The organism is Natrinema sp. CGMCC1.2065 (assembly GCF_051225675.1).
Lineage (GTDB): Archaea > Halobacteriota > Halobacteria > Halobacteriales > Natrialbaceae > Natrinema > Natrinema thermotolerans.
Genome location: NZ_JBPJSJ010000029.1, coordinates 1 through 23,246, shown reverse-complemented (window position 1 = coordinate 23,246; position 23,246 = coordinate 1). Strand labels below are relative to the sequence as shown.

The 23,246-nt window shown below is 66.3% G+C and carries 26 protein-coding genes; 11 read left to right on the top strand and 15 right to left on the bottom strand.

The window, feature by feature from the left end; translation table 11 throughout:
• Positions 1–221 (bottom strand): MBL fold metallo-hydrolase (locus ACSBP4_RS18940; RefSeq protein ID WP_435553132.1); only part of this gene is annotated, 221 nt, incomplete at its 3' end.
• A 128-nt stretch (positions 222–349) separates the two neighbouring features.
• Positions 350–1,510, bottom strand: coding sequence for a tubulin/FtsZ family protein (locus ACSBP4_RS18935; protein WP_006648684.1), 1,161 nt, complete (start codon positions 1,508–1,510; stop codon positions 350–352).
• A gap of 304 nt (positions 1,511–1,814) precedes the next feature.
• Between ACSBP4_RS18935 and ACSBP4_RS18930 the strand changes: the two genes are divergently transcribed.
• Positions 1,815–3,218: a cryptochrome/photolyase family protein gene (locus ACSBP4_RS18930; RefSeq protein WP_435553131.1), complete on the top strand. Its 1,404-nt coding sequence runs from the start codon at positions 1,815–1,817 to the stop codon at positions 3,216–3,218.
• Positions 3,219–3,377: 159 nt separating this feature from the next.
• Positions 3,378–3,683: a HalOD1 output domain-containing protein gene (locus tag ACSBP4_RS18925; RefSeq protein WP_049905528.1), complete on the top strand. Its 306-nt coding sequence runs from the start codon at positions 3,378–3,380 to the stop codon at positions 3,681–3,683.
• 6 nt (positions 3,684–3,689) lie between these two features.
• Here ACSBP4_RS18925 and ACSBP4_RS18920 read toward each other — a convergent pair whose 3' ends face one another.
• The 7 genes from ACSBP4_RS18920 to trmB form a co-directional block, all read right to left on the bottom strand.
• Positions 3,690–4,658 carry a sugar phosphate isomerase/epimerase family protein gene (locus ACSBP4_RS18920; RefSeq protein ID WP_435553130.1) on the bottom strand — a complete coding sequence of 323 codons (969 nt, stop codon included), beginning with the start codon at positions 4,656–4,658 and terminating at the stop codon, positions 3,690–3,692.
• Between the two features lie 85 nt (positions 4,659–4,743).
• Positions 4,744–5,823 (bottom strand): Gfo/Idh/MocA family protein, encoded by a 1,080-nt coding sequence (locus ACSBP4_RS18915; protein WP_049964159.1) that lies wholly within the window; start codon positions 5,821–5,823, stop codon positions 4,744–4,746.
• A 132-nt stretch (positions 5,824–5,955) separates the two neighbouring features.
• Entirely contained in the window at positions 5,956–7,143 is a 1,188-nt protein-coding gene (locus ACSBP4_RS18910; RefSeq protein ID WP_049964158.1) for an ABC transporter ATP-binding protein, read from the bottom strand.
• A 4-nt stretch (positions 7,144–7,147) separates the two neighbouring features.
• Positions 7,148–8,206 (bottom strand): carbohydrate ABC transporter permease, encoded by a 1,059-nt coding sequence (locus ACSBP4_RS18905; RefSeq protein ID WP_006648677.1) that lies wholly within the window; start codon positions 8,204–8,206, stop codon positions 7,148–7,150.
• Positions 8,206–9,243, bottom strand: a complete 1,038-nt coding sequence (locus tag ACSBP4_RS18900) for a carbohydrate ABC transporter permease (RefSeq protein WP_006648676.1) — start codon at positions 9,241–9,243, stop codon at positions 8,206–8,208. Before ACSBP4_RS18900 ends, ACSBP4_RS18905 begins: the two co-directional genes overlap by 1 nt.
• The gene (locus tag ACSBP4_RS18895) at positions 9,233–10,696 is read right to left on the bottom strand and encodes an extracellular solute-binding protein (RefSeq protein WP_435553129.1); all 1,464 of its coding nucleotides are present in this window, start codon (positions 10,694–10,696) and stop codon (positions 9,233–9,235) included. Before ACSBP4_RS18895 ends, ACSBP4_RS18900 begins: the two co-directional genes overlap by 11 nt.
• Before the next feature lie 280 nt (positions 10,697–10,976).
• Positions 10,977–12,041, bottom strand: coding sequence for an HTH-type sugar sensing transcriptional regulator TrmB (trmB, locus tag ACSBP4_RS18890; protein WP_006648674.1), 1,065 nt, complete (start codon positions 12,039–12,041; stop codon positions 10,977–10,979).
• Positions 12,042–12,180: 139 nt separating this feature from the next.
• Between trmB and ACSBP4_RS18885 the strand changes: the two genes are divergently transcribed.
• Together ACSBP4_RS18885 and ACSBP4_RS18880 are read left to right on the top strand one after the other, a co-directional pair.
• A complete protein-coding gene (locus ACSBP4_RS18885) occupies positions 12,181–13,188 on the top strand; it encodes a mechanosensitive ion channel family protein (protein WP_049964155.1) in 1,008 nt (335 codons plus the stop codon).
• 93 nt (positions 13,189–13,281) lie between these two features.
• Positions 13,282–13,722, top strand: a complete 441-nt coding sequence (locus ACSBP4_RS18880; protein ID WP_049905527.1) for a universal stress protein — start codon at positions 13,282–13,284, stop codon at positions 13,720–13,722.
• 22 nt (positions 13,723–13,744) lie between these two features.
• Here the strand turns inward: ACSBP4_RS18880 and ACSBP4_RS18875 are convergent, their stop codons facing one another.
• Positions 13,745–14,155 (bottom strand): universal stress protein, encoded by a 411-nt coding sequence (locus ACSBP4_RS18875; protein ID WP_006180920.1) that lies wholly within the window; start codon positions 14,153–14,155, stop codon positions 13,745–13,747.
• Positions 14,156–14,312: 157 nt separating this feature from the next.
• Between ACSBP4_RS18875 and ACSBP4_RS18870 the strand changes: the two genes are divergently transcribed.
• Positions 14,313–14,552 carry a DUF5816 domain-containing protein gene (locus ACSBP4_RS18870; RefSeq protein WP_006180921.1) on the top strand — a complete coding sequence of 80 codons (240 nt, stop codon included), beginning with the start codon at positions 14,313–14,315 and terminating at the stop codon, positions 14,550–14,552.
• Between the two features lie 229 nt (positions 14,553–14,781).
• Positions 14,782–15,090, top strand: coding sequence for a DUF7116 family protein (locus ACSBP4_RS18865; RefSeq protein WP_006180922.1), 309 nt, complete (start codon positions 14,782–14,784; stop codon positions 15,088–15,090).
• 25 nt (positions 15,091–15,115) lie between these two features.
• On the opposite strand, the gene ACSBP4_RS18860 is transcribed toward ACSBP4_RS18865, so the two are convergent.
• A complete protein-coding gene (locus ACSBP4_RS18860) occupies positions 15,116–16,327 on the bottom strand; it encodes a pyridoxal-phosphate-dependent aminotransferase family protein (RefSeq protein ID WP_049964154.1) in 1,212 nt (403 codons plus the stop codon).
• 209 nt (positions 16,328–16,536) lie between these two features.
• Here ACSBP4_RS18860 and ACSBP4_RS18855 point away from each other — a divergent pair, with 209 nt between their 5' ends.
• The 4 genes from ACSBP4_RS18855 (at position 16,537) to ACSBP4_RS18840 (ending at position 19,149) form a co-directional block, all read left to right on the top strand.
• A complete protein-coding gene (locus ACSBP4_RS18855) occupies positions 16,537–17,523 on the top strand; it encodes a metal-dependent hydrolase (protein ID WP_049964153.1) in 987 nt (328 codons plus the stop codon).
• 71 nt (positions 17,524–17,594) lie between these two features.
• On the top strand, positions 17,595–18,212 hold the full coding sequence (locus ACSBP4_RS18850) for a hypothetical protein (protein ID WP_435553128.1): 618 nt from the start codon (positions 17,595–17,597) through the stop codon (positions 18,210–18,212).
• Positions 18,205–18,864 (top strand): hypothetical protein, encoded by a 660-nt coding sequence (locus tag ACSBP4_RS18845; protein ID WP_006648668.1) that lies wholly within the window; start codon positions 18,205–18,207, stop codon positions 18,862–18,864. Before ACSBP4_RS18850 ends, ACSBP4_RS18845 begins: the two co-directional genes overlap by 8 nt.
• An 84-nt stretch (positions 18,865–18,948) precedes the next feature.
• Positions 18,949–19,149 carry a dodecin gene (locus tag ACSBP4_RS18840; protein WP_006180927.1) on the top strand — a complete coding sequence of 67 codons (201 nt, stop codon included), beginning with the start codon at positions 18,949–18,951 and terminating at the stop codon, positions 19,147–19,149.
• Between the two features lie 131 nt (positions 19,150–19,280).
• Here the strand turns inward: ACSBP4_RS18840 and ACSBP4_RS18835 are convergent, their stop codons facing one another.
• From ACSBP4_RS18835 to ACSBP4_RS18820, 4 genes are all read right to left on the bottom strand, one after another.
• Positions 19,281–19,655, bottom strand: a complete 375-nt coding sequence (locus tag ACSBP4_RS18835; RefSeq protein ID WP_435553127.1) for a HesB/IscA family protein — start codon at positions 19,653–19,655, stop codon at positions 19,281–19,283.
• 162 nt (positions 19,656–19,817) lie between these two features.
• Complete coding sequence (locus tag ACSBP4_RS18830; protein WP_006180929.1) at positions 19,818–20,027, bottom strand: hypothetical protein; 210 nt, start codon at positions 20,025–20,027, stop codon at positions 19,818–19,820.
• A gap of 77 nt (positions 20,028–20,104) precedes the next feature.
• Positions 20,105–21,397: a histidinol dehydrogenase gene (gene hisD / locus ACSBP4_RS18825; RefSeq protein ID WP_435553126.1), complete on the bottom strand. Its 1,293-nt coding sequence runs from the start codon at positions 21,395–21,397 to the stop codon at positions 20,105–20,107.
• Between the two features lie 139 nt (positions 21,398–21,536).
• A complete protein-coding gene (locus ACSBP4_RS18820) occupies positions 21,537–21,758 on the bottom strand; it encodes a hypothetical protein (protein WP_006648665.1) in 222 nt (73 codons plus the stop codon).
• Positions 21,759–21,988: 230 nt separating this feature from the next.
• Between ACSBP4_RS18820 and ACSBP4_RS18815 the strand changes: the two genes are divergently transcribed.
• On the top strand, positions 21,989–22,600 hold the full coding sequence (locus tag ACSBP4_RS18815; RefSeq protein WP_435553125.1) for a metal-dependent hydrolase: 612 nt from the start codon (positions 21,989–21,991) through the stop codon (positions 22,598–22,600).
• Positions 22,601–23,246: the final 646 nt, after the last annotated feature.

The window sequence follows — 23,246 nt, the reverse complement described above, 5'->3', positions numbered from 1 at the left end:
GCGAGGCCGGCGTGATCCGCGTGCCAGTGAGTCACGAGGACGTACTCCAGCGCCGCCGGCTCGACGCCGGCTCGCTCGAGGCCCGCTCGGAGGTCGCGCCACGCGCGGTCGGTCGGCGGTCCGGGGTCGACGACGGCCCGATCGCCAACGAGGTACGCACTGTTGGTCCCTTCCGGCGCGTCCCCGCCAACGTCGATGCGCGTGATCTCGTCGGCAGTCATTCCCGCGACTCTCGGGCGGCGGGCGTCTTAGTTCCCCGTCGTTCGCCGGCCGATACCGTCTCCGTGTAGGGTCGTGAGAGGCTTCCCTTCAGGTTCACGGTCGACGAACGCCGCGGGCCCTCGGACAACTAAAATAGTGCGTCGAGTTCCCCGCCGGTGTCCATCAGGGACGTAAACGCCTCGTCGGCCTGCGCCCGGACGTCCTCGGTCGTCTCCTGAGCCTCGATGGCGACCTGCTGGAGCTGGTCGATCCGCGGCACGTCGGTGACTCCCGACAGCAGGACGATCGTCCCGACCTCGCTCCGGTCGGGCAGGGGGTAATCGCCACCGCGGATCTCCATGCTTCCCGTCTCGTCCTCGAGCCACTGCCGGCCGCGCTCGACGCCCTTGCGGTTGAGCCGGCTCGGCGGGCCGGTGGCGACGACCAGCCCGCGGTCGGCGCTGGCGACGTCACAGGGCAGGGTCAGCCGGCCGAGCGTGGCCTTGCGGACGAGGCTCGTCAGCCGGTTGGTCGCCGCGCCCTCGTCGAATCCATCGTCGCCGGTCAGCGACGAGAGCAGTCCGTCGTCGGTCTCGACCGTCTCGCTGGCGTACCCGATAGTGGAGACGCCGCCGCCCGAGAGCGTGTTGATGATCTCCGAGGAGTCGACGACGCTTTCGGCGACGTGATCGCCCTGGTCGATCTCGCCGGCGGCGAAGAGGAGCCCGAACCGCTCGACGATCTCGCGGTTGATCCGGTCGTAGCCGCCCGCGACCGACTCGCCGGCGCTGCGCCATGCGTCGTTGTCGAAGACCAGCAGGTTGTCGACCTCGTCGACGAACGTGCGGAACGACCGGGCCGCGTTGAGCGTGTAGATCCCGCCCTCGTCGGTCCCGGGGAGGATCCCGAGCCCGTAGACGGGTTGGGTGTAGATCCGTCGGAGGTGTTTCGCGAGGACCGGTGCGCCGCCGCTCCCGGTGCCGCCGCCCATGCCAGCGACGACGAGGAAGGCGTCGATTTCGTGGACCGGAATCCGATCGATCGCGCCCTGTATCTCGTCGATGTCCGCCTCGGCGATTTCGGCACCGAGTTCGTTGTCCGCGCCGACACCGTGGCCTTTCACCCGGGCCTGTCCGACGAGGACGCGGTTCCGTTCCGGGACGCGCTCGAGCCCTTTCAGGTCCGTCGTCGCGGAATTGACCGCGATTGCGGACTCGACGAAGCCGCCGCCGGTCCGCTCGTCGAACGCCAGGAACTCGTCGACGACCTTCCCGCCTGCCTGACCGAAGCCGATGAGTGCGAGTTTCATAGCTGTCTGTCGTGGCCGTTCCCCGGCGCGGCCGCGACCGATCACTCGGGATCGGCCGCCGCAACCGGAATGGGAACGGGTTCCACGGCTCGAGCGTCGACAGCATCGGGCATTGTTATGGCCGACATATACCTGAGGAAAAGACAGTCATCGAACCTCTACCCTTCGTTAGTGAACACGTTCAGCGATCGATTACTATCATCAATTCGTGACCGTTCGGATCGCCGATCGATCTCGTGGAGAAAGGCCGCGACCACGTCGCCGCCATCCCCACGCTTTCGGTCCTTGAGCCCCGACTGCGACCGTGAACGTCTTCTGGCATCGCCGGGATCTCCGGCCCGACGACAACCGCGGACTGGCACGCGCCGCGGCCGCCGACGAGTCGGTCGTTCCGCTGTTCGTCCTCGATCCGACGGTCCTCGACCACGCCTCGCCCGTCCGGGTCGCGACGTTGCTCGAGGCGCTCGAGGACCTGCGGTCGCAGTACCGAGATCGCGGGAGCGACCTGCTCGTCGTCCGCGGCGAGGCGAGCGCGGCCGTTCCCGAGGTCGCGGCCGAGTACGACGCGACGACGGTCGTCTGGAACGAGGACTACAGCGGGCTCGCACGCGAGCGCGACCGGGCGGTCCGGGCGGCCCTCGAGGACGAGGGCATCGCCGCCGAGTCGCTCCACGACGCGATCCATCACGAACCGGGCTCGATCACGCCCAATCAGGGCGATCACTACTCGGTGTTTTCCTACTTCTGGAAGAAGTGGCGCGACCGGGACAAACGCGAGCCCGCGGTCGAACCGGATGCGGACGACCTCGCGGCCGTCTCGGGCGAGCCGATCCCGACGCTTTCGGACCTCGGATTCGACGAACCCGAGGCGACGCCGCCGACGGTGACGACGGCGGCGGCTCGAGAGCGGGTCGCCGACTTCTGTTCGGGGCCGATCTACGACTACGCGGACCGGCGCGATTACCCGGCCGAGAGCGGCACGTCGCGGCTCTCGCCGCAGCTGAAGTGGGGGACGATCGGGCCGCGGGAGCTGTACGTGGCGACCGAGCGGGCAGCCGAGCGAGCCGAGAGCGACGACGACCGCGAGAGCGTCCGCGAGTTCCAGCGCCAGCTCGCCTGGCGGGAGTTCTACGCCCACGTCCTCGCGTTCAATCCCGAAACCGTCACCGAGGATTTCAGTGGCTACGAGAACGACATCGAGTGGCGCGACGATCCCGACGCGCTCGCCGCGTGGCAGGCCGGCGAGACGGGGTGTCCGATCGTCGACGCGGGGATGCGCCAACTCCAAGCCGAGGGATGGATGCACAACCGCGTGCGGATGCTCGTGGCCTCGTTTCTGACCAAGGACCTCCTGCTCGACTGGCGGGCCGGCTACGACTGGTTCCGCCGGACGCTGGCCGACCACGACACCGCTAACGACGTCGGCGGCTGGCAGTGGGCAGCTTCGACCGGGACCGACGCCCAGCCGTATTTCCGGGTGTTCAACCCGATGAAACAGGGCCGCGAGTACGACCCCGATGCCGAGTATATCCGCGAGTACGTCCCCGAATTCGCCGACGCGAGCCCCGCGGAGATCCACGGCTGGCACGAACTGTCCGATGCGGAGCGAAAGCGAATCGCCCCCGACTACCCGGCCCCGATCGTCGACCACGCGGCCCGCCGCGAGCAGGCGATCGCGATGTTCGAGCGGGCACGCGACGACTCGTAGCCGTCGACCCAGCCGTCCGATCGCGTCCCGTCGCCGTCGGCGACCGATCAACGGCACCTGCCCCTTCTAATGACTGAGCCGATACGAAGGTATTACCTATAGGCATCAAAGTCCACGTTTGCCACCACCCTTATCCGGCGGACTCTCTTAGCGGCTAGTATGTCCTCTCCGGACGAACCGTCGACGCCGAATGGAGAGGTGCCGCCCTCTCAGGCGATCATCGAGGCGATCGCCGCGCACGAAGGCGTCGACGTCACCGAGATCGAGCCCCCGGCCTACGAGCCGCTGTTTACCGCGGTCAACCCGGAGGCGCTCGACGAACTGTTCCGAACCGCCGCGGGAACCGAAAGCAACGCGGTGGTCTCCCTCGAGTACGAGGGCTACGAGATCGTCGTTCGCGCCGATGGCGTCGAGGTCCGCGATCGGGCCGCCGACGAGTCGGTTAGCCGGGCCATCGAGGAGTAAGTCGCCTCAGTCGGCCCAGTAGGCCTCGCCCGGCTGTGTCTCGAGGACCGCTCGATCGAGCAGTTCGATCGCCTTCTCGAGGCCCTCCCGTGAACTCGTCAGCGAGTCCTCGTGTTCGATGCTTAGGGTGCCGTCGTAGCCGACCAGCCGGAGCGCCGAGACGATATCCTTCCAGTGGGCCTCGCCGTGCCCGTAGCCGACCGACCGGAAGAGCCACGATCGGTTCGGTTCGTCGTCGTAGGCGGTCGTGTCCAGCACCCCTTTCTCGCGGGCCTGCGCGTCGTAGATCTTGGTGTCCTTGGCGTGGACGTGGTGGATCGCGTCGCGCTCGCCCAGATAGCGGATCGCGTCGGTGATGGTGATTCCCTGCCAGTAGAGGTGGGATGGATCGAAATTCGCCCCGATCCGCTCGCCGGTCTCCTCGCGGAGCCGTGCCAGCCCGTGGGGTTCGTAGATCAACATGTTCGGATGCATCTCGATCGCGACGTCGACCCCGTGATCGGCCGCGTCGTCGGCGATCTCGCCCCAGTAGTCGACCGCCTGCTCCCACTGGTACTCGAGCGCGTCGGCGTGTTCGGGCGGCCACGGCGCGGTGATCCAGTTGGGGACCTCGTCGTTCGGCCCGCCCGCCGGCAGTCCCGAGAAACAGGTGACTGCGTCGACCTCGAGCTGGGCGGCCAGCCGGATCGCCTCCCGGAGTTCGGTGTCGGCCTCGGCGGCCCGCTCGTCGTCGGGGTGGAGCGGGTTGTTGTGGGTCGCGAGCGCACTGATCTCCATGTCACACTCCTCGAGAAGGTCCCCCAACTCGGCCTGTGCGGTCTCGTCGTCGAGGTACTCGGACCGGACGAGGTGATCCTGCCCCGGGTGGCCGCCGACGCCGGGTTCGATCGCGTCGACGCCGAGGTCGTCGAGATAAGGTAGCGCACTCTCGAGTTGTTCGTCGGCCAGCGGCGGGGTGTGGACGCCGATCTGCATAGGTCAGCGACCACGGCCGCGGGGATAAAACGAGGGCAGGCAGCCGATGGCGGCCGGTCGCTCGCCGCTGGGCTGTGGGTCCTTTTCACTCGTCGATCCTGACCGTCCGTCCCTCCTCGCTCGAGCGGTAGATCCCGTCGACGAGCCGCTGGACCGTCAACGCTTCCTGAACGCTGTCGGCACACGTGCCCACCGCATCGCCGTCCCCGACTATCCGGCCGAAGAACGCCCGCTGTTCGTCCGAGTGGGTGTCGTTCTGCCGCGTTTCGATCGTCGTGTCCTCGAGGTGGTCGGGGCCGACATTGCTCGCGGAGTGGACGCTGAGATCGCCCTCGAGGAGGTCGAAGCGGGCGGCCGCGTCGGTTCCCCGGGCGACGAACTCGTGGGTGGCCGGCCGGTTGGTCGCCCACGCGACCTCGAGCGAGATGGTCCGGTTGTCCCCACAGCGGATGAACGCGCTGGCGGAGTCGTCGACGTCGAACCCGCCCGGTCCGGCGTCCTCGGCCCACATATCGAGGTAGGCGTACTCCTCGCGAGAGCCGAACACCCCGCGCGAGACGCCGGTCACCTCCTCGACTGCGGGATACTCGAGCAGGTACAGTGCGAGATCGATCGCGTGGACGCCGAGATCGATCAACGCACCGCCGCCGGCGATCTGTCGGCGGGTGAACCACGACCCTCGTCCGGGGATGCCGCGTCGCCGAACGTAGTTCGCCTCGATATGTGAGACGTCGCCGAGATCCCCCCGTTCGATGCGGTTTTTGACGATCCGGACCGTGTTCGCAAAGCGGTTGTTGAACCCGACCATGCCGACCCCGTCCGAGGCCGCCGCGGCCTCGGCGATCCGCTTGGCGCTGTCGATCGAGTGGGCCAGTGGCTTCTCGAGGAGGACGTGTAACCCGCGTTCGAACGCGTCGACGGCGTACTCCTCGTGGTACTTGTTCGGGGTCGTGATGATGACGGCGTCGACGCCGTCGTATAACGCCCGGTGGTCGTCGTAAACGTCGACGTCGTATCGCCGGGCGAACCGTGTCCGGGCCTCGGCAGCGACGTCCATGCCACCGACCAGCGGGACGCCGAGGTCGACGAGTCGCTCTGCGTGGTACTGGCCGATGTTTCCGAGGCCGACGATGCCGGTTTTGATGTCAGTTCGGTCAGGTGTCATTGTCTGGGAGGCCGCTGCGAGCGTCTCGTCTCGATCTGATACACCGATAGTCGCTATATCGAATATGGGGGCTCGAAGACCTTCGATCCGTCGCCAAACGACGAGTGGGTGGAGTCGGATCGGCGGGGCCGATCAGGTGTCGGCTTCCGTCGGTGTCGTCCCCGGTTCCCGTCCCGATCGGTCCGTCAACCCGTGGAGTAAGGCGTCACCGGAGGCCGTCTCGAAGAGGTGGATCTTCGAACGGTCCAACACGACGTCGACGTCCTCGCCCGCCTCGATCTCCGTATCGGGGGTAACGCTCATCAGCAACTGATTTGGCGAGGTAGCGGGATCCTGTTCCATCGACCCGGCCGCGGCCTCGGAGAGCAACAGGTAGACGAAGACCTCGTCGCCCATCGGCTCGAGGACGTCGGTCCGGGCCCCGATCCGATCGGTCGAGTCGGTCAGCGAGTCGGCGTACCGGGTCAAGTGGACGTCCTCCGGTCTGACACCGAGGGTAACGGCGTCGCCGACGCCGACTTCCGACAGCTGCGAGGGATCGAGGTCGACGGTGAAGTTGTTCGTCTCGAGACCGTCCTCGACGAGCGTTCCCTCGACGAAGTTCATCGAGGGTGAGCCGATGAAGCCGGCGACGAAGAGGTTCGTGGGTTCGTTGTAACAGGTAAGCGGTGCGGCGATCTGCTGGAGTCGGCCGTCGTTCAGGACGGCGATCCGGTTGGACATCGTCATCGCCTCCGCCTGATCGTGGGTGACGTAGATGACCGTCGCGTCCAGCTCCCGATGGAGCCGCTGGAGTTCAGTCCGCATGTGGACCCGCAGCTTCGCGTCGAGGTTGGCAAGCGGCTCGTCCATCAGGAACACGTCGGGGTTGCGCACGATCGCGCGGGCGATGCCGACCCGCTGTTGCTGGCCACCGGACATCTCCGAGGGCATCCGATCGAGCATCCCCTCGAGCTGGACGATATCGGCCGCTTCCTCGACGCGACGGCGGACCTCCTCGTCGTCGTATTTCCGGAGCCGGAGCCCGAAGGAGATGTTCTCGTAGACGTCCATGTGGGGGAACAGGGCGATGTTCTGGAAGACCATCGCGACCCCCCGGTCCTTCGGGGCGAGGTCGGTGACCTCGTCGTCGCCGATGTAGACCCGTCCCTCGGTGGGCTGGGTCAGCCCCGCGACCGTCTCCATCGTCGTCGACTTCCCACAGCCCGAGGGGCCGACGAAGGTGACGAACTCGCCGTCCTCGACCTCGAGGCTGATGTCGTCGACCGCCGTTTCCTCACCGTACCGTTTCGTGATGTTCTCGAGTCGTACTCGTGCCATTGTGTTACTCTTTGAGTGCGCCCGCGGTCAGTCCGCTCACGATCTTTTCCTGTGCGATGACCACGAGGATCGCGACGGGGATCACCCCGAGGATGCTCGCGGCGGCCATGAGGTGGTACAGGACCTGGTACTGGCCCTGATAGGCCAGAATGCCGTCGAGGATCGGTGCCCAGTTCTCCGGCTGGCCGTCGGTCATCAGGAACGAGAAGAAGAACTCGTTGTAGGTTGCGATGAACGTCAACACGCCCGCGGTCGCGACGCCGGGGGCCGACAGCGGGATGATGACCCGGAACAGCGCGCCGAGTCGCGTCGTCCCCTCGACCCGGGCCGCGTCCTCTAGCCCGTCGGGGATCTGTCCGTAGAAGGTCGTGAGGATGAAGATCGCCAGCGGCATGAAGATCGCCGACAGCGGCGTCACGAGGGCAAAGGGCGTGTTGTAGAGGGTCCCGTCGCCGGTGATCGGCTCGAGGAAGAAAAAGGAGGTGTTGAACAGGTCGTTCAGCGGGATGAAGAAGGCCGCCGGCGGGAAGAAAGAAATCACCAACACTAACAGCATCAGCGGCGTTCGGCCGGGGAACTCGAGGCGGCCGAACGCGTAGCCGGCGAGGCTGGCGACGACGAGGACGACGGCCGTCGAGGCAAGCGCGATCACGAAACTGTTGAACATGTAGACGTGGAAGGGGATGACCTGGAACACTTCGACGAACGCGCCGGGGTTGAAGCCGTTCGGCGTGAAGACGATGTTCTGGAGCTGTCCCTCCGGCGTCAGCGCGACCATGAGCAGCCAGTAGAAGGGAAACAGCGTCGTAAAGAGGAAAAAGACCGCGGCGACGTAGAACATCGCCCGGTAGACCCGGTCCGGGTTCTCGATGGAATCGGCGACCCACTGCTGAAACGGGCCCCGGTCGAGTTCCGCGTCCCGGCCGTCTTTGAGGATCGAGGCGTCGTCGGACCCGCTCGCAGGTGTGCCGCCGTCGGGGCGGCGAAGCGTCGGATCGCGTGGCGGATCGGCTCCCGACTCGTCGATGCCGCTTGGATCGGTGGTGTCTCGTGGATCGGACATCAGTACATCCCTCCTTCGGTGTCGCGAAACAGCAGCAGGTAGATGCCGATGATCAGGCCGATGACCAGCGCCGTCCCGAAGGCCACGGCGGCGGCGGTCGCGTAGATGCGCGTGCCGCCGAACATCGCCTCGACGACGAGGCAGGTCAGCGACGGCACCGTCGTACAGCCGGCCGTCGACTCGATCAGTCCGAACACCCGCATCGCGTCCATCGTTCGGAACAACATTGCGACGAGCAGAGCCGGCATCACCAGCGGGAGCGTGATGAGTTTGAACCGCTGCCATGGCGAGGCCCCGGCCACGCGCGCGACATCGTACAGGCTGCGGTCGACGCTTTGTAGCCCCGCGAGGATCAGCAGGGCCATAAAGGCCGACGACTTCCAGATGTCGGCCACGAGGATGATGATGAAGGCGTCGCGGCTGTTGGCAAGCGGCGTCGCGCTGAAGATTCCCAGGCTCTGCATGAGGTCGGAGCCGAATCCGACCGTCGGCTGAAAGAGGAGAAAGAAGATCATTCCCTGGATGACGATCGGCACCGCCCACGGGAGGATGATCGCCACGCGGACCCACCGTCGTCCCCGGAAGTCCTGATCGAGGACGTAGGCCTGTCCGAACCCGATCACCGTCTCCATGACGACGCTGATGACCGCGAACGCGAGCGTGACGAACAACGCCTGCTGGAAGAACGGGGTCCCGAGTTCGACGAAGGGAAACGACGAGGTCAGTCCCACGTCGAGGAACTGCCGGGCCAGCCGTGCGTTCCCCGTGAGGATGTCGACGTAGTTCTCGATGCCGACGAACCCGCCAAGCGGGTCCAGCCCTCGCGTCTGATCGGCGCGCAGCGACATGACGAACGTCCGGAGCATCGGGTAGAACGCGACCAGCGTCAACAGCGCGAACGCCGGCAATAACAGCAGGTACGCGTACGCCGCCTCGCTCAGTCCCTCCATCCAGTTGACGACGGCGTTGCCGGTCCGCTCCCGGTCTTGGCGCCGTCCGGTGTCGCCGATCCCGTCCGTATCTGTGTCAGTCGCCATCGGTAGCCACCTCCGCCTCGCTCTGCTCGAGTTCCTCGGCGAGATCGTTCATCGCCGCCTCGGGCGATTGCACGCCGCGATAGGCCGCGTTTACCGACTGATAGATCAGCGCGGACTGCTCGGGCCAGAGGTCGGTCGCCGGTCGCGGGATCGCGTTCTCGCTGGCCAACTGGACCACGTCGGCGTAGCGAGCGACAGGGCCGACGTCGTCCGGGTCCGCCTCCGCGACCAGATCGAGGTTCGGGGGGAGATACCCCCCGAGTTCGAACACCGCGAGCATGACCTCCTCGGTGGCGAACGCCTCGAGGACCTGCAGCGCCTCCGCCTGCCGATCCGAGAACGGACTCACGGCGAGGTTCCAGCCGCCAAGTGCCGCCGTGGTGCCGCCGGTACCTTGGTACTCGGCGTTGGACTCCGAGACCGCGTACGGCCGGGTCATCACGCCCAAATCCTCGCCGAAGGCCTCCTCCGTGCCCGTCTGTGCGATCGCGAACGACCAGTTCCGGTTCGAGACGGCGCTCCCGTCCGCGAACGGACTGAGCGACTGCTGTTCGGTCCACTGGACGACCGCCGACGGGCAGATCTGTGCGAACTGGTCGGCACTGCTTTGCTCGCCCTCGATGAACGATCGCATCATCCGGATCGCGTCGATCACCGGCTCTTCGTCGACCGTAATCGGCCGCTCGCCGGCGGTAAACAGGTTGTCGGTGCCGCCGAAGTAGGCCCCGCCCCAGGAGGTCATCACCTCGTTAAACGTACAACAGGACAGCCCCTCGTACGCGGCCGCCTGCGTCGTGAACCCGTAGTCGAGGCCGGCCCCGTCTCGCGCGTCACGGACCGCCGACGCGAACTCCTCCCAGCGGGGCGGGTCGGTCCCCCAGCCGCTCGTATCGTAGCCGGCGTCCTCGAGCAGGTCCTGGCGGTACAGGGTAAAACCCAGATCAGGGAACAGCGGCAGCGCGTGGAGATCACCGGTCTGGGGGTCCCGCGCCGTCTCGAGGATCGCCTCGAGATAGTCGCTGTTGACCCGCTCGAGGACGTCCTCGGACAGCTCTTCGGTCAGGTTGACCGTCTGGTTTCGGAGGATAAACGGGACCGTCCAGCCGCTGTCCATCATGTGGATGTCCGGCGGGGCTCGACCCGCCTCGAGGGCCGACTGGGCGGTCTGCATCCGTGACGCGGAGTCGCTGACGACGGTCTGGATCTCGATGTTGATGTCCTCGTCCAGTCCCGCATCCCAGAGCGCTTGCTGGACCGACGGCCCGTCGCCGTCGCCCTGGATGATCCCCGCGACGCCCGAATCGGCGGTCATCACGACGGTGTTCGGGCCCGGGCCCCGACTGAGGCAGCCGGCGACCCCCACGGCTCCCGCCGTCGCGGCCGCCGTCCCGGTCAGGAACGACCGCCGTCCGGCGCTGAAGCGGTCGTCCCCGCCGGTGGTATCTCGTCCCATGCGAGGGGACGGACCACGGTCACCACCTTAATTGTTAGCTGTAAATATGATAATAAAAGCTGACTGTCCCGATAACGGTTCCGTTACGCGGACGCGGGCGTACGAGCCACGGTCGAGCCGGTTTCGGGCGGCTCGCAGGGCGGCGTCTAGTCGCCGATTTCGAGGCGACGGTCGGCAGGTGCCGGCCGAGCGTATTCGACCGTGGGCGTCGGATCCAGGGCGATCGACTCCGAACGCGAGCGGACCGACGCCGGCCGGCCGGCGACCGCTTTCACACCGCTCAGTCGTCGAGCGTCGGCGGCTCGTCCCGGCCGATGTGGATCTCGTGGGCCTCGATGTCCTCGAGCGCGGCGACGCGACCGCCGACCGAGAGTTCCTCGCCGTCGGCCGTCTCGATCGTGAGGCTCGCGACTTCCTCGCTGATCTCGAAGGAGATATCGAGAACCCGACCGCGGACGACCCGCTGGCCGCCGACATCGACGTCCCGACCCTCGATCGTGGCGTAGAACTCCCCGCCCTCGTCGATGAGGTCCTTGACACACCGGCGGATCGAGGCGTACTTGCGGGGGTACGACCGCGCGGTGTCGTCCTCGCCGAGCGTCTCCTCGGCGGTCGTCCAGAGGACGGTTCCGAAAAAGCCCGAGACCAAAAAGCCAAGCGCCGAGCGGTTGAAGATGACGCCGTATCGGTCCTGATCGTCGCGCAGGGCGTCCTGGGTCGCGTAGACGGAGTAGTTGCCGTCGGCGACGGCGAGTACCGGTGTCGTGATCCCGCGTCGCGCGCGGGCGGTCGAGGCGACCTCACCGTAGGCGAACTCGGCGGGGTCGGGCGCTTCGCTGGCCGGTGTCACGATCAGGTCGACGCTGACGCCGGCGTCGACGGCCGCGCGCAAGTCCTCCTCGAACCGGGTCAGCAGGTCCGGCGTCAGCGACAGCGCGAGTTCGAACTCCGCGGCGTCGATGACCTCCTCGAGGTAGCGCAGGATCGTCGATCGGGACTTGACCAGGGAGACGGCCTCGGTGTCGCGGGCCGGCGCGGTGTATCGGGCCTCGAGTTCGTCGACCATCCGCTCGAGGGAGGTCTGGACGTCGTCGAAGGCCTCGCCGGGATCGAGCGCGACGACTTTCATCGGGCGGGACTCGCGCAGTTCGACGAGTCCGCGGTCGCTGAGACTGCGCACGGTATCGTAGACTCGAGGCTGGGGGATCTCCGTCCGGTCGGCGATCTCGCTGGCCGTCAGCTGGCCCTGCTCTAACACGGTGAGATAGGCGTCGATCTCGTACTCGCCGAGGTTGAACCGGTCCCCGACGCGCTCGACGGTCGAGCGAAGCTCGTCTGGTGCCATACCGGCTCCTATGCCCCCAGTGATTAAATGATTTATTATACATCGAGTAGCACGCGTTTTCGAAATCGGGTTATTTGTAAATCGGTCGCACGGAGAGAGGGTCAGAACGCTTAACCACACCGCACCTGAGCGTGTTGGTATGCGCGCGGTCCTCCAGGGGAACGAGAGTACGGCGGCCGAGAACAGCACCACGGCAGCCGAGGAGCTGCAGGCGTTCCTCCCGGATATGGTCCCGCCGCGAGCGATCGAGATCGGCCTCGCGCTCGTCGTTCTCGTCGTCGGCTGGTATCTCTCGAAGCTCGCCGTCCGGATCGCCGGGCGGACGGTCGCCCGCCGCATCGAACGGCCCAGCGTCACCCGGACGGTGCTTCGCGGCGTCAGGCTCGCCGTCTTCCTCTGGGCGGCCGGCATCGCCGCCGGAATCATCGGCGTCGGCAACACCGAGATCCTCCTGTCGGTGACCGTCATCTCGGCCGTGATCGCGATCGTCCTCGCGCCGATCGCGGGCAGCCTGATCAACGGCCTCTACGTGCTGGCGGATCGACCCTACGAGATCGGCGACATGATCGAAGTGACCGACGCCGGCCACCGCGGCTTCGTCGAGGACATCACGATCCGCTACACGAAGATCTTCACCCTACAGAACACTTTCATCGTCATCCCCAACTCCGAGATTCACGCCCGCGACGTCGTCAACTACTCCGCCGAGGACGAGCGGACCCGCGTTTCCGTCGGCTTCGATATCACCTACGAGAGCGACCTCGAGGCGGCGCGCCGGGCCGCCGAGCGGGCCGCTCGGAACGTCGACGACGTCATCTCCGGCGGCCCCGATATCCGGATCGGCAGCGCCCGCTACGCCGCAGCGCCGTCCTGTTACGTCGACGAGTACGGCAAGCATGGCGTCTCCCTCAAACTGTTGTTCTGGATGAAACACCCCTACAAGCAACTCGTCGTCCGATCGGCGGTCCAGGACGCCATCGGCGAGCGGTTCGCGGATCTCGACGTCGAGTTCGCCTACCCGCATCGCCATCACGTCTTCGACGACACCAGCGGCGTCGCACGCGTCGGCGTCATCGACAGCGAGCGACGGGCCCCGGATGCCCCGGCCGAAGCCGGCGACAGCCCCGCGGACCCGGCCGATCGGTGACGCCTCGGGGGTCGGTCTCGGTCCGGGTCCGGGCTCCCGGTATCGTGGGGGTGATTTATGCCCTCCCCGATCCAAGTCGACAGTCACTCGACGATGTACGACGACATTCTCGTTCCCACCGACGGAAGCGACACGATTCCCGAGACGCTCGCACACGCACTGCCGATCGCCGCCGACAACGACGCGACGGTTCACGGTCTCTACGTCGTCGACAGTCGCGTCACCGCGGCCGCCGACGACGAGACCAGTACTGACCTCGAGCGCTCGCTCGAGGCGGAGGGCGAAGAAGCCGTCGCCGCCGTCGAGGACCGCGCGACGGACGAGGGCCTCGAAACCGTCGCCGAGATCCGACAGGGGACCCCGTCGAAGACGATCCTCGAGTACGCCGAGGAGCAGGGGATCGATCTGATCGTCATCGGAACCCGGGGCAAGAGTCCCCGCGAGAAGGTGACGTCGCTGGGCAGCGTCTCCGAGCGGGTCGTCGACAACGCTTCGATCCCGGTGTTCGTCGTTCGGAACGCCGGCGAGGAGTAGCCCGGACGTACAACGGTTCGTATCAGGCCCGCGCGCTCTCGACCGTGATGACCTCGCAGTCGAGGTGTGTCCGCAGATAGCTGTCGATATCCGGGTTGTCCGTAAAGCGCTGGAAGAGTCGCCGGAGTCGGCTGGCCTGTTTGGTCCCGACGACGACGACGTCGGCCTCCTCCGCACCGACCTCGTCGAGGATGCTTTCCTCGACGAGGAACCCCGTCCGGACGACGTACCGGGCGTTCTCGAGTCGCCCGAACGTACTCTCGACCGTGTTTTTCAGGTCGATCCGGCTCACTTTCTTCCCGTTCTGGTAGAGGTCGACGTGGAGGACCGTCAGCGCCGCGTCCCGGTCGCGCGCGACCTCGATCGCCCGCTCGAGCGTTCGCCGCGAGTGTTTCGACAGCGGATACCGAACGGGGACGACGACCAACGACATTAGACAACCGAAGGACACCCGGGCGGGTAAACCTTTCAGTACGGACAGTCTACACTGCGAACCTGTCCCATGGGATGGGGAGCCGTCCCCGTTCGATCCCCGCGAGCCGGTCGGGCGGAGAGACAGTCATTTAGGGTGAGCGCGGCTATGCCCGAACATGCAATCCTGGTCGACCGACGACGGCAACACCGTCTTCGTGTCCGAGACGGACGGCGACAAGGGGTCGAAGGGCCCGTTTCTCGCCGCATACGAGTCGTCCGACTTCGAACGCCGGTACGGCTGGTTCTGTACGAACTGCGAGAGCTTCGACAACGCGATGGACGCGATGGGCCGTATCAAGTGCAATCAGTGTGGGAACTTCCGCAAGCCGACCGAGTGGGACGCCGCCCACGAATAGGATCGTGTGATCCCTCGAGGCCGGATTCGGACGGGGTTCTCCTCGAGATCGCGACATCGCTGCAGAGGCCAATAGACGATTACTCGGCGAACGGCCGGCCGCCTTCGGTACGAACGAACCGAAAGAGCGGGATAGTTCCCGTTCGTTCGGAAGTAACCCCTCGTTCTTGTCACGTACTAACATTTATGGTGGATGCCGACATAGGTGGTATTGAATGGGTCCTGTTAACATGCGGCTCGTCGAGCAGGCCAGGTCGATCTTCGCAGAGTTGGGTTACACCGTCGAAGGCAACGGCCCCGAGTTCCGTGCCGAACGAGCATGGAAGGTCGTTCACGTCAACGCCGTCCTCGAGGCGGACGAACTTCCGACGTCGGCGTCGGGACAGTTCCACTGTTTCGTCGCCGAACCGGACGACGCCGACGACCTCGAGGCACGACTCGAGCGGACGAACCCGAACTACGAGTGGGCCATCATCGTCGTCGACGGAGAGGACTATCAGGTCGAACGAGCGCCACCAGGACCGCGAGTAACAGCGTAGAACAGCCGACGACCGCGGCTGCGGACTATTTTTCGAGCGCGTTACGCGTCGCAGTGACGCCTGCGCCCGGATCGACGGCCGCGCCCATCGACTCGAGGACGTCGCCAAGCGCCGTCACGACGTAGATCACGTTCTCGGGCCGTGCGGAGTGACCCATGCAGCCGATCCGGAAGATGTCGCCGGCGAGATCGCCCAGCCCGCCGGCGATCTCGAGGTCGTACTGCTCGAGCAAGGCGTCACAGACCGCGCCGTCGTCGATGCCCTCGGGAACGCGGACGGCGTTGAGGCTCGGCAGCCAGTACTCGTCGGGGGCGTTCATCTCGAGACCCATCGCCTCGACGCCGGCCTTCAGCGCGCCGGCCAGTCGCTCGTGGCGGGCCCAGCGGTTCTCGATTCCCTCCTCGGCGACCAGCCGCAGGGCCTCCCGGATCGCGTAGACGTTCGTGATCGGTGCGGTGTGGTGATACGCGCGCTCCTCCCCCCAGTAGCCCTCGAGCAGGGAGAGATCGAGATACCACGAGCGAGGATCCTCGTCGCGCGAGAGGACCTTCTCCATGGCCTCGTCCGACAGGGTCAGCGGGCTCGCGCCCGGCGGACAGGAGAGACACTTCTGGGGTCCCGAGTACGCCACGTCGATGCCCCACTCGTCGACTCGCAACTCGACCCCGCCAAGGGAGGTGACGGTGTCGGCGATGACCAGGGCGTCGTGGTCGTGGGCCGCGGCGGTCAGTTCCGGGACGTCGGGCTGGAGGACGCCCGTACTCGTCTCGGCGTGGACGAACCCGAAGACGTCGGGGTCGTGTTCGGCCAGCGCGTCCGCGACGTCGTCGGGCTCGAGCGGTTCGCCCCACGGTGCCGATACCTCGACGACCTCGCCGCCCGCGCGCTCGGCCATCGAGGCCATCCGCCCGCCGAAGTAGCCGTTGGTCGGCACGAGCATGGTGTCGCCGGGCTCGACGACGTTGCCGATCGCGGCCTCCATCGCCGCGGAGCCGGTTCCCGAAACCGGGATCGTCCACTGGTTGTCCGTTCGGAACGTATAACGCAACAGCTCCTGGACCTCGTCCATGATCTCGACGAAGGAGGGATCCAGGTGACCGACCAGCGGCGTACTCATCGCTCGGAGAACCCTCGGGTTCACGTCGCTCGGTCCGGGCCCCATCAGGGTCCGGTCAGGGGGTGTGAGTTCGCCGACGGATGGCGCGCGATCCGCCTCGTTCGACGGTGTCTGAGCCATGGGCGTGTGCTCGCCGGCCACTCGCAAAGACCTACCGGCAGCGGCGAATTACAGGTCCTCGAGCGGCCGAATCGAAGCCGGTCTCGGTATCGTGGTTTCGTTCGCGAACACGGCCGTATCTCGACATCTTCACCACCGACAATGACCCGTGGTACCGTCCGGCGTGGCTGCGAGCCGTTTAAGCCGACTCACTGCATAGGCGACATATCATGTTCGTCGGTCACGCGCTCCTCGCGTTCGCCGTCGCGGCGCTCGTCGCCGACTGGCGAGGCTGGGCCCCCCAACGAGCGCTTCTCGTCGGGGCTATCGCCGGCGCGTTCGCCGCAATTCCCGATATCGACGTCGCGTACGCGCTCGTGGGCCTGCTCGAGTGGCAGGCCGGCGACGGCGCGCTCGGCGCGTCGACGGCGTTCTGGGACGCCAGCCGCGGCGTCCACCGCTCGGTCACCCACTCGCTGGTCGTCGGCGCGGTCGCCGCACCGGCCTTCGGCCTGCTCGCCGTCCGCGGCTACGCCCCTCGCGTGCGGCTCGTCCGGGCCGTCGGGATCGCCGTCCTCGCGGCGCTCGTCGCCATCGCGCTCGTCTGGGGCGGTCCCATCGCCGCGCTCGTCACGGGGCTGTTCGCCGCCAGCGGCGGCGTCATCGCCCGGCTGATCGCGCGTCGAACGCGGGTGTCGCCGGCGACGGTCGGTCTCGCCGCGCTCTGGGGACTCTGGTCGCATCCGTGGGGCGATCTCGTAACCGGGTCGCCCCCCGACTGGTTTTTCCCCTTCGACGCCGCCGTCCTCGAGTCGCGACTCGTCCTCCATCCCGACCCGACGTTGCACCTGCTCGGTGCGTTCGCCATCGAACTCGCGACGATCTGGCTCGCGGCCGCCGTCCTCTGTCGGCTCACCGATCGCTCGGTCGTCGCCACTGTCAACCGTCGGGCCGCCGCCGGCGTCGCCTACGGTCTCGCCGCGCTCGCGGTGACGCCGCCGACGCTCGAGGTGTCTTACCACTTCGTCTTCTCGATCCTCGGCGTCGGTCTCGTCTGTGGCGTCATCAGGGAGACGCCGACTCCCGCCGCGTTCGCGAGCGTTCGGGGTCTGCCCGAACTCGAGACGCTACTCGAGGCCGGGGTGACTGCGCTGGCGGCCGTCACCGTTGCGCTCGTCGCCTACTCGTCAGTCTATCTGTTTGCTATCGCGCCGTAGCGCTGGGCCGCAGCCTTCGTTTCAGTGTGGGACAAAATACGCTTTTATGAGAGTAGGCGGTACGGACCACTGTGTCGCAGGCTTCACTCGAGGGATTGCTCGCGGACGGGCGATCGAACGCAGCGATCGCGTGGATACTGGTCGCCGCGATCGCGAGCATCGGTATCGGTGCGCTGATTACTGGCGGCATTCTCTGGATGACGTTCGCGGCGGTTCTCGTGGCTCTCGCGATTATCCCACCCGTCGCTTTTCGATCACCGCTGGTCATGCTCCCCTGGGAGGTCCTCCTGTTGGCGGCGTTGCCGGTCCTCGGTGTCGCGTTCGGTGCCGACCGGCTAATGGGACACGTCACGTCCTACCTCTCGGTCGCGGCCATCGCGCTCGTCCTCACCGTCGAACTGCAGGCGTTTACCACAGTACGGATGACGCCCGGCTTCGCCGTCGTCTTCGTCGTGGTCGCGACGATGGCCGCCGCTGCCCTCTGGGCTCTCCTTCGGTGGAGCGCCGCCGGTGTCCTGGGCGTTCCGTTCACCGCCGACCACGACGACGTGATGTGGGAGTTCGTCTATTCGGCCATCAGCGGCCTCGGGGCCGGTCTCATCTTCGAACTCTACTTCAGGCGGCTCGGACGTGCCGACCGGACTCGACTCGTCGACGACGTCCCGATCGGTGGGGGTGACGATGACTAGCCTCGCCGACATCGTTCCCTCTCGGAAGCGGCAACGCCAGCTCACCTACCTCATGGAGATCGGGCTGATCGGTATGCTGTTCATCGGCATCGAACGTGGTAACGGCGGCATCGTCATCAACACCGGCGTCGCCCTGCTCGTCACGCAGCTGCCGCCACTGCTCGAGCGCGACTACGAGATTCCGATGGATCCGCGGCTCACGCTGTGGATCACGACCGCCGTCTTCCTGCACGCCTTCGGTACGGTGGGGCTCCCCGGCGCGACCGCCACGCTCTACAGCCAGGTCTGGTGGTGGGACCACATGACCCACGCGCTGTCGGCGTCGCTGGTCGCTGGCGTGGGGTATGCCACCGTTCGCGCGTTCGACGAACACGCCCAGGGAGTCCACCTCCCACAGCGGTTCATTGCGGTGTTTATCCTCCTTTTCGTCATCGCGTTCGGCGTCCTCTGGGAGATCCTCGAGTTCGCGATCGCGTTGGCTGCCGAGGCGCTCGGTACCAGAGCCGTCCTCACCCAGTACGGGCTCGAGGACACGATGCTCGATTTCGTTTTCAACTCCATCGGTGCGCTCATCGTCGCGACGTGGGGCGGTGCGTACCTCTCGAACGTCACCAGCGCGATTCGAGAGCGGTTCGACTCGCGGGCCGGCTGAAGCCGCCGATCCGGCCGCCCGTTTTTCACTCGGTCCGAACCGACGCCGTGTTTTACGTCGGTACGCGCCGTAGATGACGAGGCCATGGTCTTCAAAAAGATCACGCTGATCGGTACTAGCCCCGAGAGTTTCGACGCCGCCGCGGACGACGCCATCGACCGCGCGGAGGCAACGCTGCAGAACGTCCAGTGGATCGAGGTCGACGAACTCGGCGTCGAAGTCGCCAGCGCCGACGACCGCGAGTACCAGGCCGAAGTCACCGTCGCCTTCGAACTCGAGGAGTAAGCCGGGACGGAACGCTCGACGCCTCGTGTCGTCACTCCGTCCTCGAGGCGTTCTCCGACGTGACCGGCAGCTGTCGGCCGTCGGTCATCGGAAAATCCGGTGGAACCTGGGACGCGGTGAACCGCAGTCGCTTACGTCCGGAACGATTCGCCACAGCCGCATTCGCTGACGACGTTCGGGTTGTCGACGTGGAACCCCTCGGCCTGCAGCCCGTCCTCGTAATCGAGGACGCTGCCCTCGATGTACTTCAGGCTCGCGGGGTCGACGAACACGCGCAGGTCGTGGTGTTCGTAGATCGTATCGTCTTCGTCGGGTTCATCGTCGAACCGCATCCCGTAGGAAAGGCCCGCACAACCTCCCTGCTGGACGAACAGCCGAAGTCCGGCCTCGGTCACGTCCAGCCCCTCGCCCTCGAGCAGCGAGAGGGCCTGCTCGGCGGCGGCTTCCGTGACTTCGATCTTCGGCTGCGTCTCCGCGGTCCCACCATCCATACTGTACGTACTCATACCCATCCCTTTCGGCGCGACGATGTTAACTGTGACGCCGTGTCGAGCCGAACGAACTAGCTGATTCTGGTTATATCGGCGCGGATAGTTACGATCGTCGCCACCGAACCGGTTTACGACACCGCCGCCCGATCAGGCGTACAACGAGGTCCAAGAGCCACGCTAACAGCTCGCCCGCCGGAGCGAGCGATACCACGTGCCGAACTGTCGCCTGTCGTTGCGCGAGAGTTCGATGTCGTGTGCTGCGAGCAACTCGAGCATCCGCGCCACGTCGCAGTCGTACCACAGCGAGAGGAGCCGCACGTTTCGCTGTGCGTAGTCGTAGTTACGCTCGAGGACGCGCCCGTCCAGCGGGTCGACATGCGGTTCCATCTCGGTTCCTACTCGGACCTCCAGCCACGTAAAACCAGCTCAGCGTTCCGCACACTGTGACTCGGGGCGGTGTGGCGCTATTTGCCTGCGTCGTCCTCGAGTCGAGTCCGAACGCTCTCGGCGTGGGCCTCGAGCCCCTCCGCGTCGGCGAGCGTGGTGATCGTCTCGCCGAGGTCGGCCAGCCCCTCGCCGGAGAGGCGCTGGACCGTCGTCGACCGGAGGAACGTCTCGACCGAGAGCCCGCCGCTGACCCGTGCCCCACCGTTCGTCGGCAGCACGTGGTTCGTCCCGCTGGCGTAATCGCCGGCCGCCACGGGCGTGTTCGGCCCGAGGAAGACGCTGCCCGCGCTATCGATACGCTCGAGGAGTGACTCGTCGTCGGCGGCGATGATCGAGAGGTGTTCGGGCGCGTACTCCTCGGTGAAGAGGATCGCCTCGCTCATCGATCGGGCGTGTAACACGCCGCTGGCGTCGTTTTCGAGTGCCGCCCGGATCACGTCTTCGCGCTCGCGCTTGCCCACGCGCTCGTCGACGGCGGCGGCGACGGCCTCGGCGGTCGCTGCGTCGTCGGTGACTGCCACGACCGAGGCGTTCGGGTCGTGTTCGGCCTGGGCAAGTAGTTCCGCGGCGACGAGGTCCGGGTCGGCCGTCTCGTCGGCGACCACGACGACTTCGCTCGGCCCCGCGAGGAAGTCGATCTCGACGTCGCCCCGAACTTCGGCCTTGGCCGCCGTCACCCACTTGTTGCCCGGCCCGACGATCTTCTGGACGCTCGTGATCGACTCGGTGCCGTAGGCCAGTCCCGCGACCGCCTGTGCGCCGCCGACGCTGTAGACCGCGTCCGCGCCCGCGGCGTGGATCGCCGCCAGCGTCACCGGATTCAGCTCGTCGGCCGGCGGCGTCACGACCGAAACGTGATCGACGCCAGCCACGACCGCCGGCACGACCCCCATGATCGCGCTCGAGGGGTAGGCCGCCGATCCGCCGGGAACGTAGACGCCGACCCGCTCGAGCGGCCGGAAACGCCGTCCCAGCTCCCGCCCGGTGTCGAACTCGCGTCGCCAGTCCTCGGGCAGCTGTGCCTCGTGGAACTCGCGGACGTTCGTGGCTGCCGTCTCGATCGCCGATCGAACCCCATCGTCGATCTCGTCGTAGGCCCGTTCGCAGTCGTCGGTGATCTCGAGGTTCCCGACTTCGACGCCGTCGAACTCGCTGGTGAACTCGCGGACGGCGACGTCGCCCTCGGTACGGACCCGGTCGACGATCTCACGGATGTCCTCTCTGACCCCCTCGATACCGGCGTCGCGCTCGAAGAAGGCCACGCGATCGTCCGGCCCGAGGTCGGCGATGGCCTGCACGTCGATTGTCATGGCGTTGGGTTCGTGGGGCGGGCGAAAAACGGTTTCCTTCCGGACAGCCGCTCGCCGGTCGTCGCTCCTCCGGCGAACCGCATCGACGACTCGTACGACGATTTCCGGCCGCCCATCGGTCCACGGACCCGTGGTCGTCTCACGCGTCGGGGTTTTCGATCTTCCAGATGCCGACGTAATCCAGGGTCGCCCGTACGAAGAGGTAGACGAGGAGAACGAAGCCGACGACCGCGATCGGTGCCTGCAGCAGTTCGGCCGTCTCCACGCTGAGGACGATCCGACTGATCCCCCGGACGAAGAAGCTCAGGACCACGAGGCCCAGCGCAATGACCGCGAGTTTGACGAATCCCGAACGATCCATGTGTCACCGTACGACCACGGGTGCTAAATTATGTCGGTATTCGCACGCTCGCACGGGCGCGCGACTAAGGGTCGCTATATCCCCACGACGCTCCCGGTAATCTCATCTTTCTCGACCCATGGGGTCACCGCTCGAGTCGGAGCCGTCGGCCGGCCCGGTTCTCACCGTCCCGGGATTCCGGACGTGCAGGGGCCATATAACTATTCGCCGCCCGCGCTACCGTACGGCCAATGTGGCCGTGGGAACACGCGATAATCGGTTATCTCTCGTATTCGCTGGTCTGTCACCTCGTCTTCCGGACCTCCCCCAGTGGACCCGACGCCTTCGCCGTCGTCTTCGCGTCGGTCCTGCCGGACCTGATCGACAAACCGCTCGCGTGGGAGTTCGGCGTCTTCGAGGCCGGCTATGCGATCGGTCACTCGCTGTTCTTCGCCGTCCCCCTCTCGATCCTCGTGGGAACGATCGCCCGCCGTGTCGGCCGCCCCCGGATCGCGCTCGCGTTCCCGATCGGCTACCTCCTGCATCTCCCGGGAGACGTCCTGTATTCCTACGCCAGTGAGGGGGTCGTCTACGTCGAAATCGTCCTCTGGCCGATCGCAGTCGTTCCTGGGGACTCCGCTCGGCGGGGGTTCTTCGAGGCGTTCGAGCTGCTGTTCGGGCGGTACGTACAGACGTTGCTCACCGGTGACGTGTCGACGTACGTCTGGATCCAGTTCGGTCTCGCCGGGCTCGCGTTTCTCGTATGGCTCTACGACGGATTGCCCGTTCTCCGTGATTTCTGCATCGGCTGCAGACGGATCGCTCGCACGCTGGTCGGATCGAATCGGTCGACGCGCGAGTGATGTACCCATCGACGATCGATACCGCCGTCGATGACAGCCGCCGACTCGGCCGGTAGCGGGATCGACCGTCCGTCGTTCACATCCGAATCCGACCGCCCGCGTGACTGTCCAACGTAGCCCATCGTCTCCTCGAGACGACGGCCTTATATGTTCACCCGGCTTTGACAGTAATGCGAACAACGCGGCGCTCGCCGCCGCGTCTTCCGGCCGCATTCCGGCACGGAAGGAGTATACGTATCCGTCCCTCGTCGAGCGGACGATCCGCTCGCTCTCGAGGGCATTCGGATTCCCGTGGCCGACGTCGAGCAGTCGGCGTCAGAGGACGATGGCCTTATATACTTCAGGCTCGTCCCGAATTACACGCGGAAGTCCCCGCCGGATGCGGTTTCCGGCGTGGCCGTGATCCGATGCCCTTATATGTACGAGGGTGTTGGGATACGAACGCGAAAGACGATGTGATCGACGGGCCGTTCAACTCGGTCCGTCATCTCGGACGGTTCGAACCCGAAGGGGTTATATACCCCAGACGGTGTACGAATACGTCCGAAGGAAATGAGGATTCCACCCCTGCGGTCCGCCGTACAGATGGGATCTGATGTTAGCCTTGGTAGTTCGGTGACGCTCGATCGGTCAGACGACCGGCGTC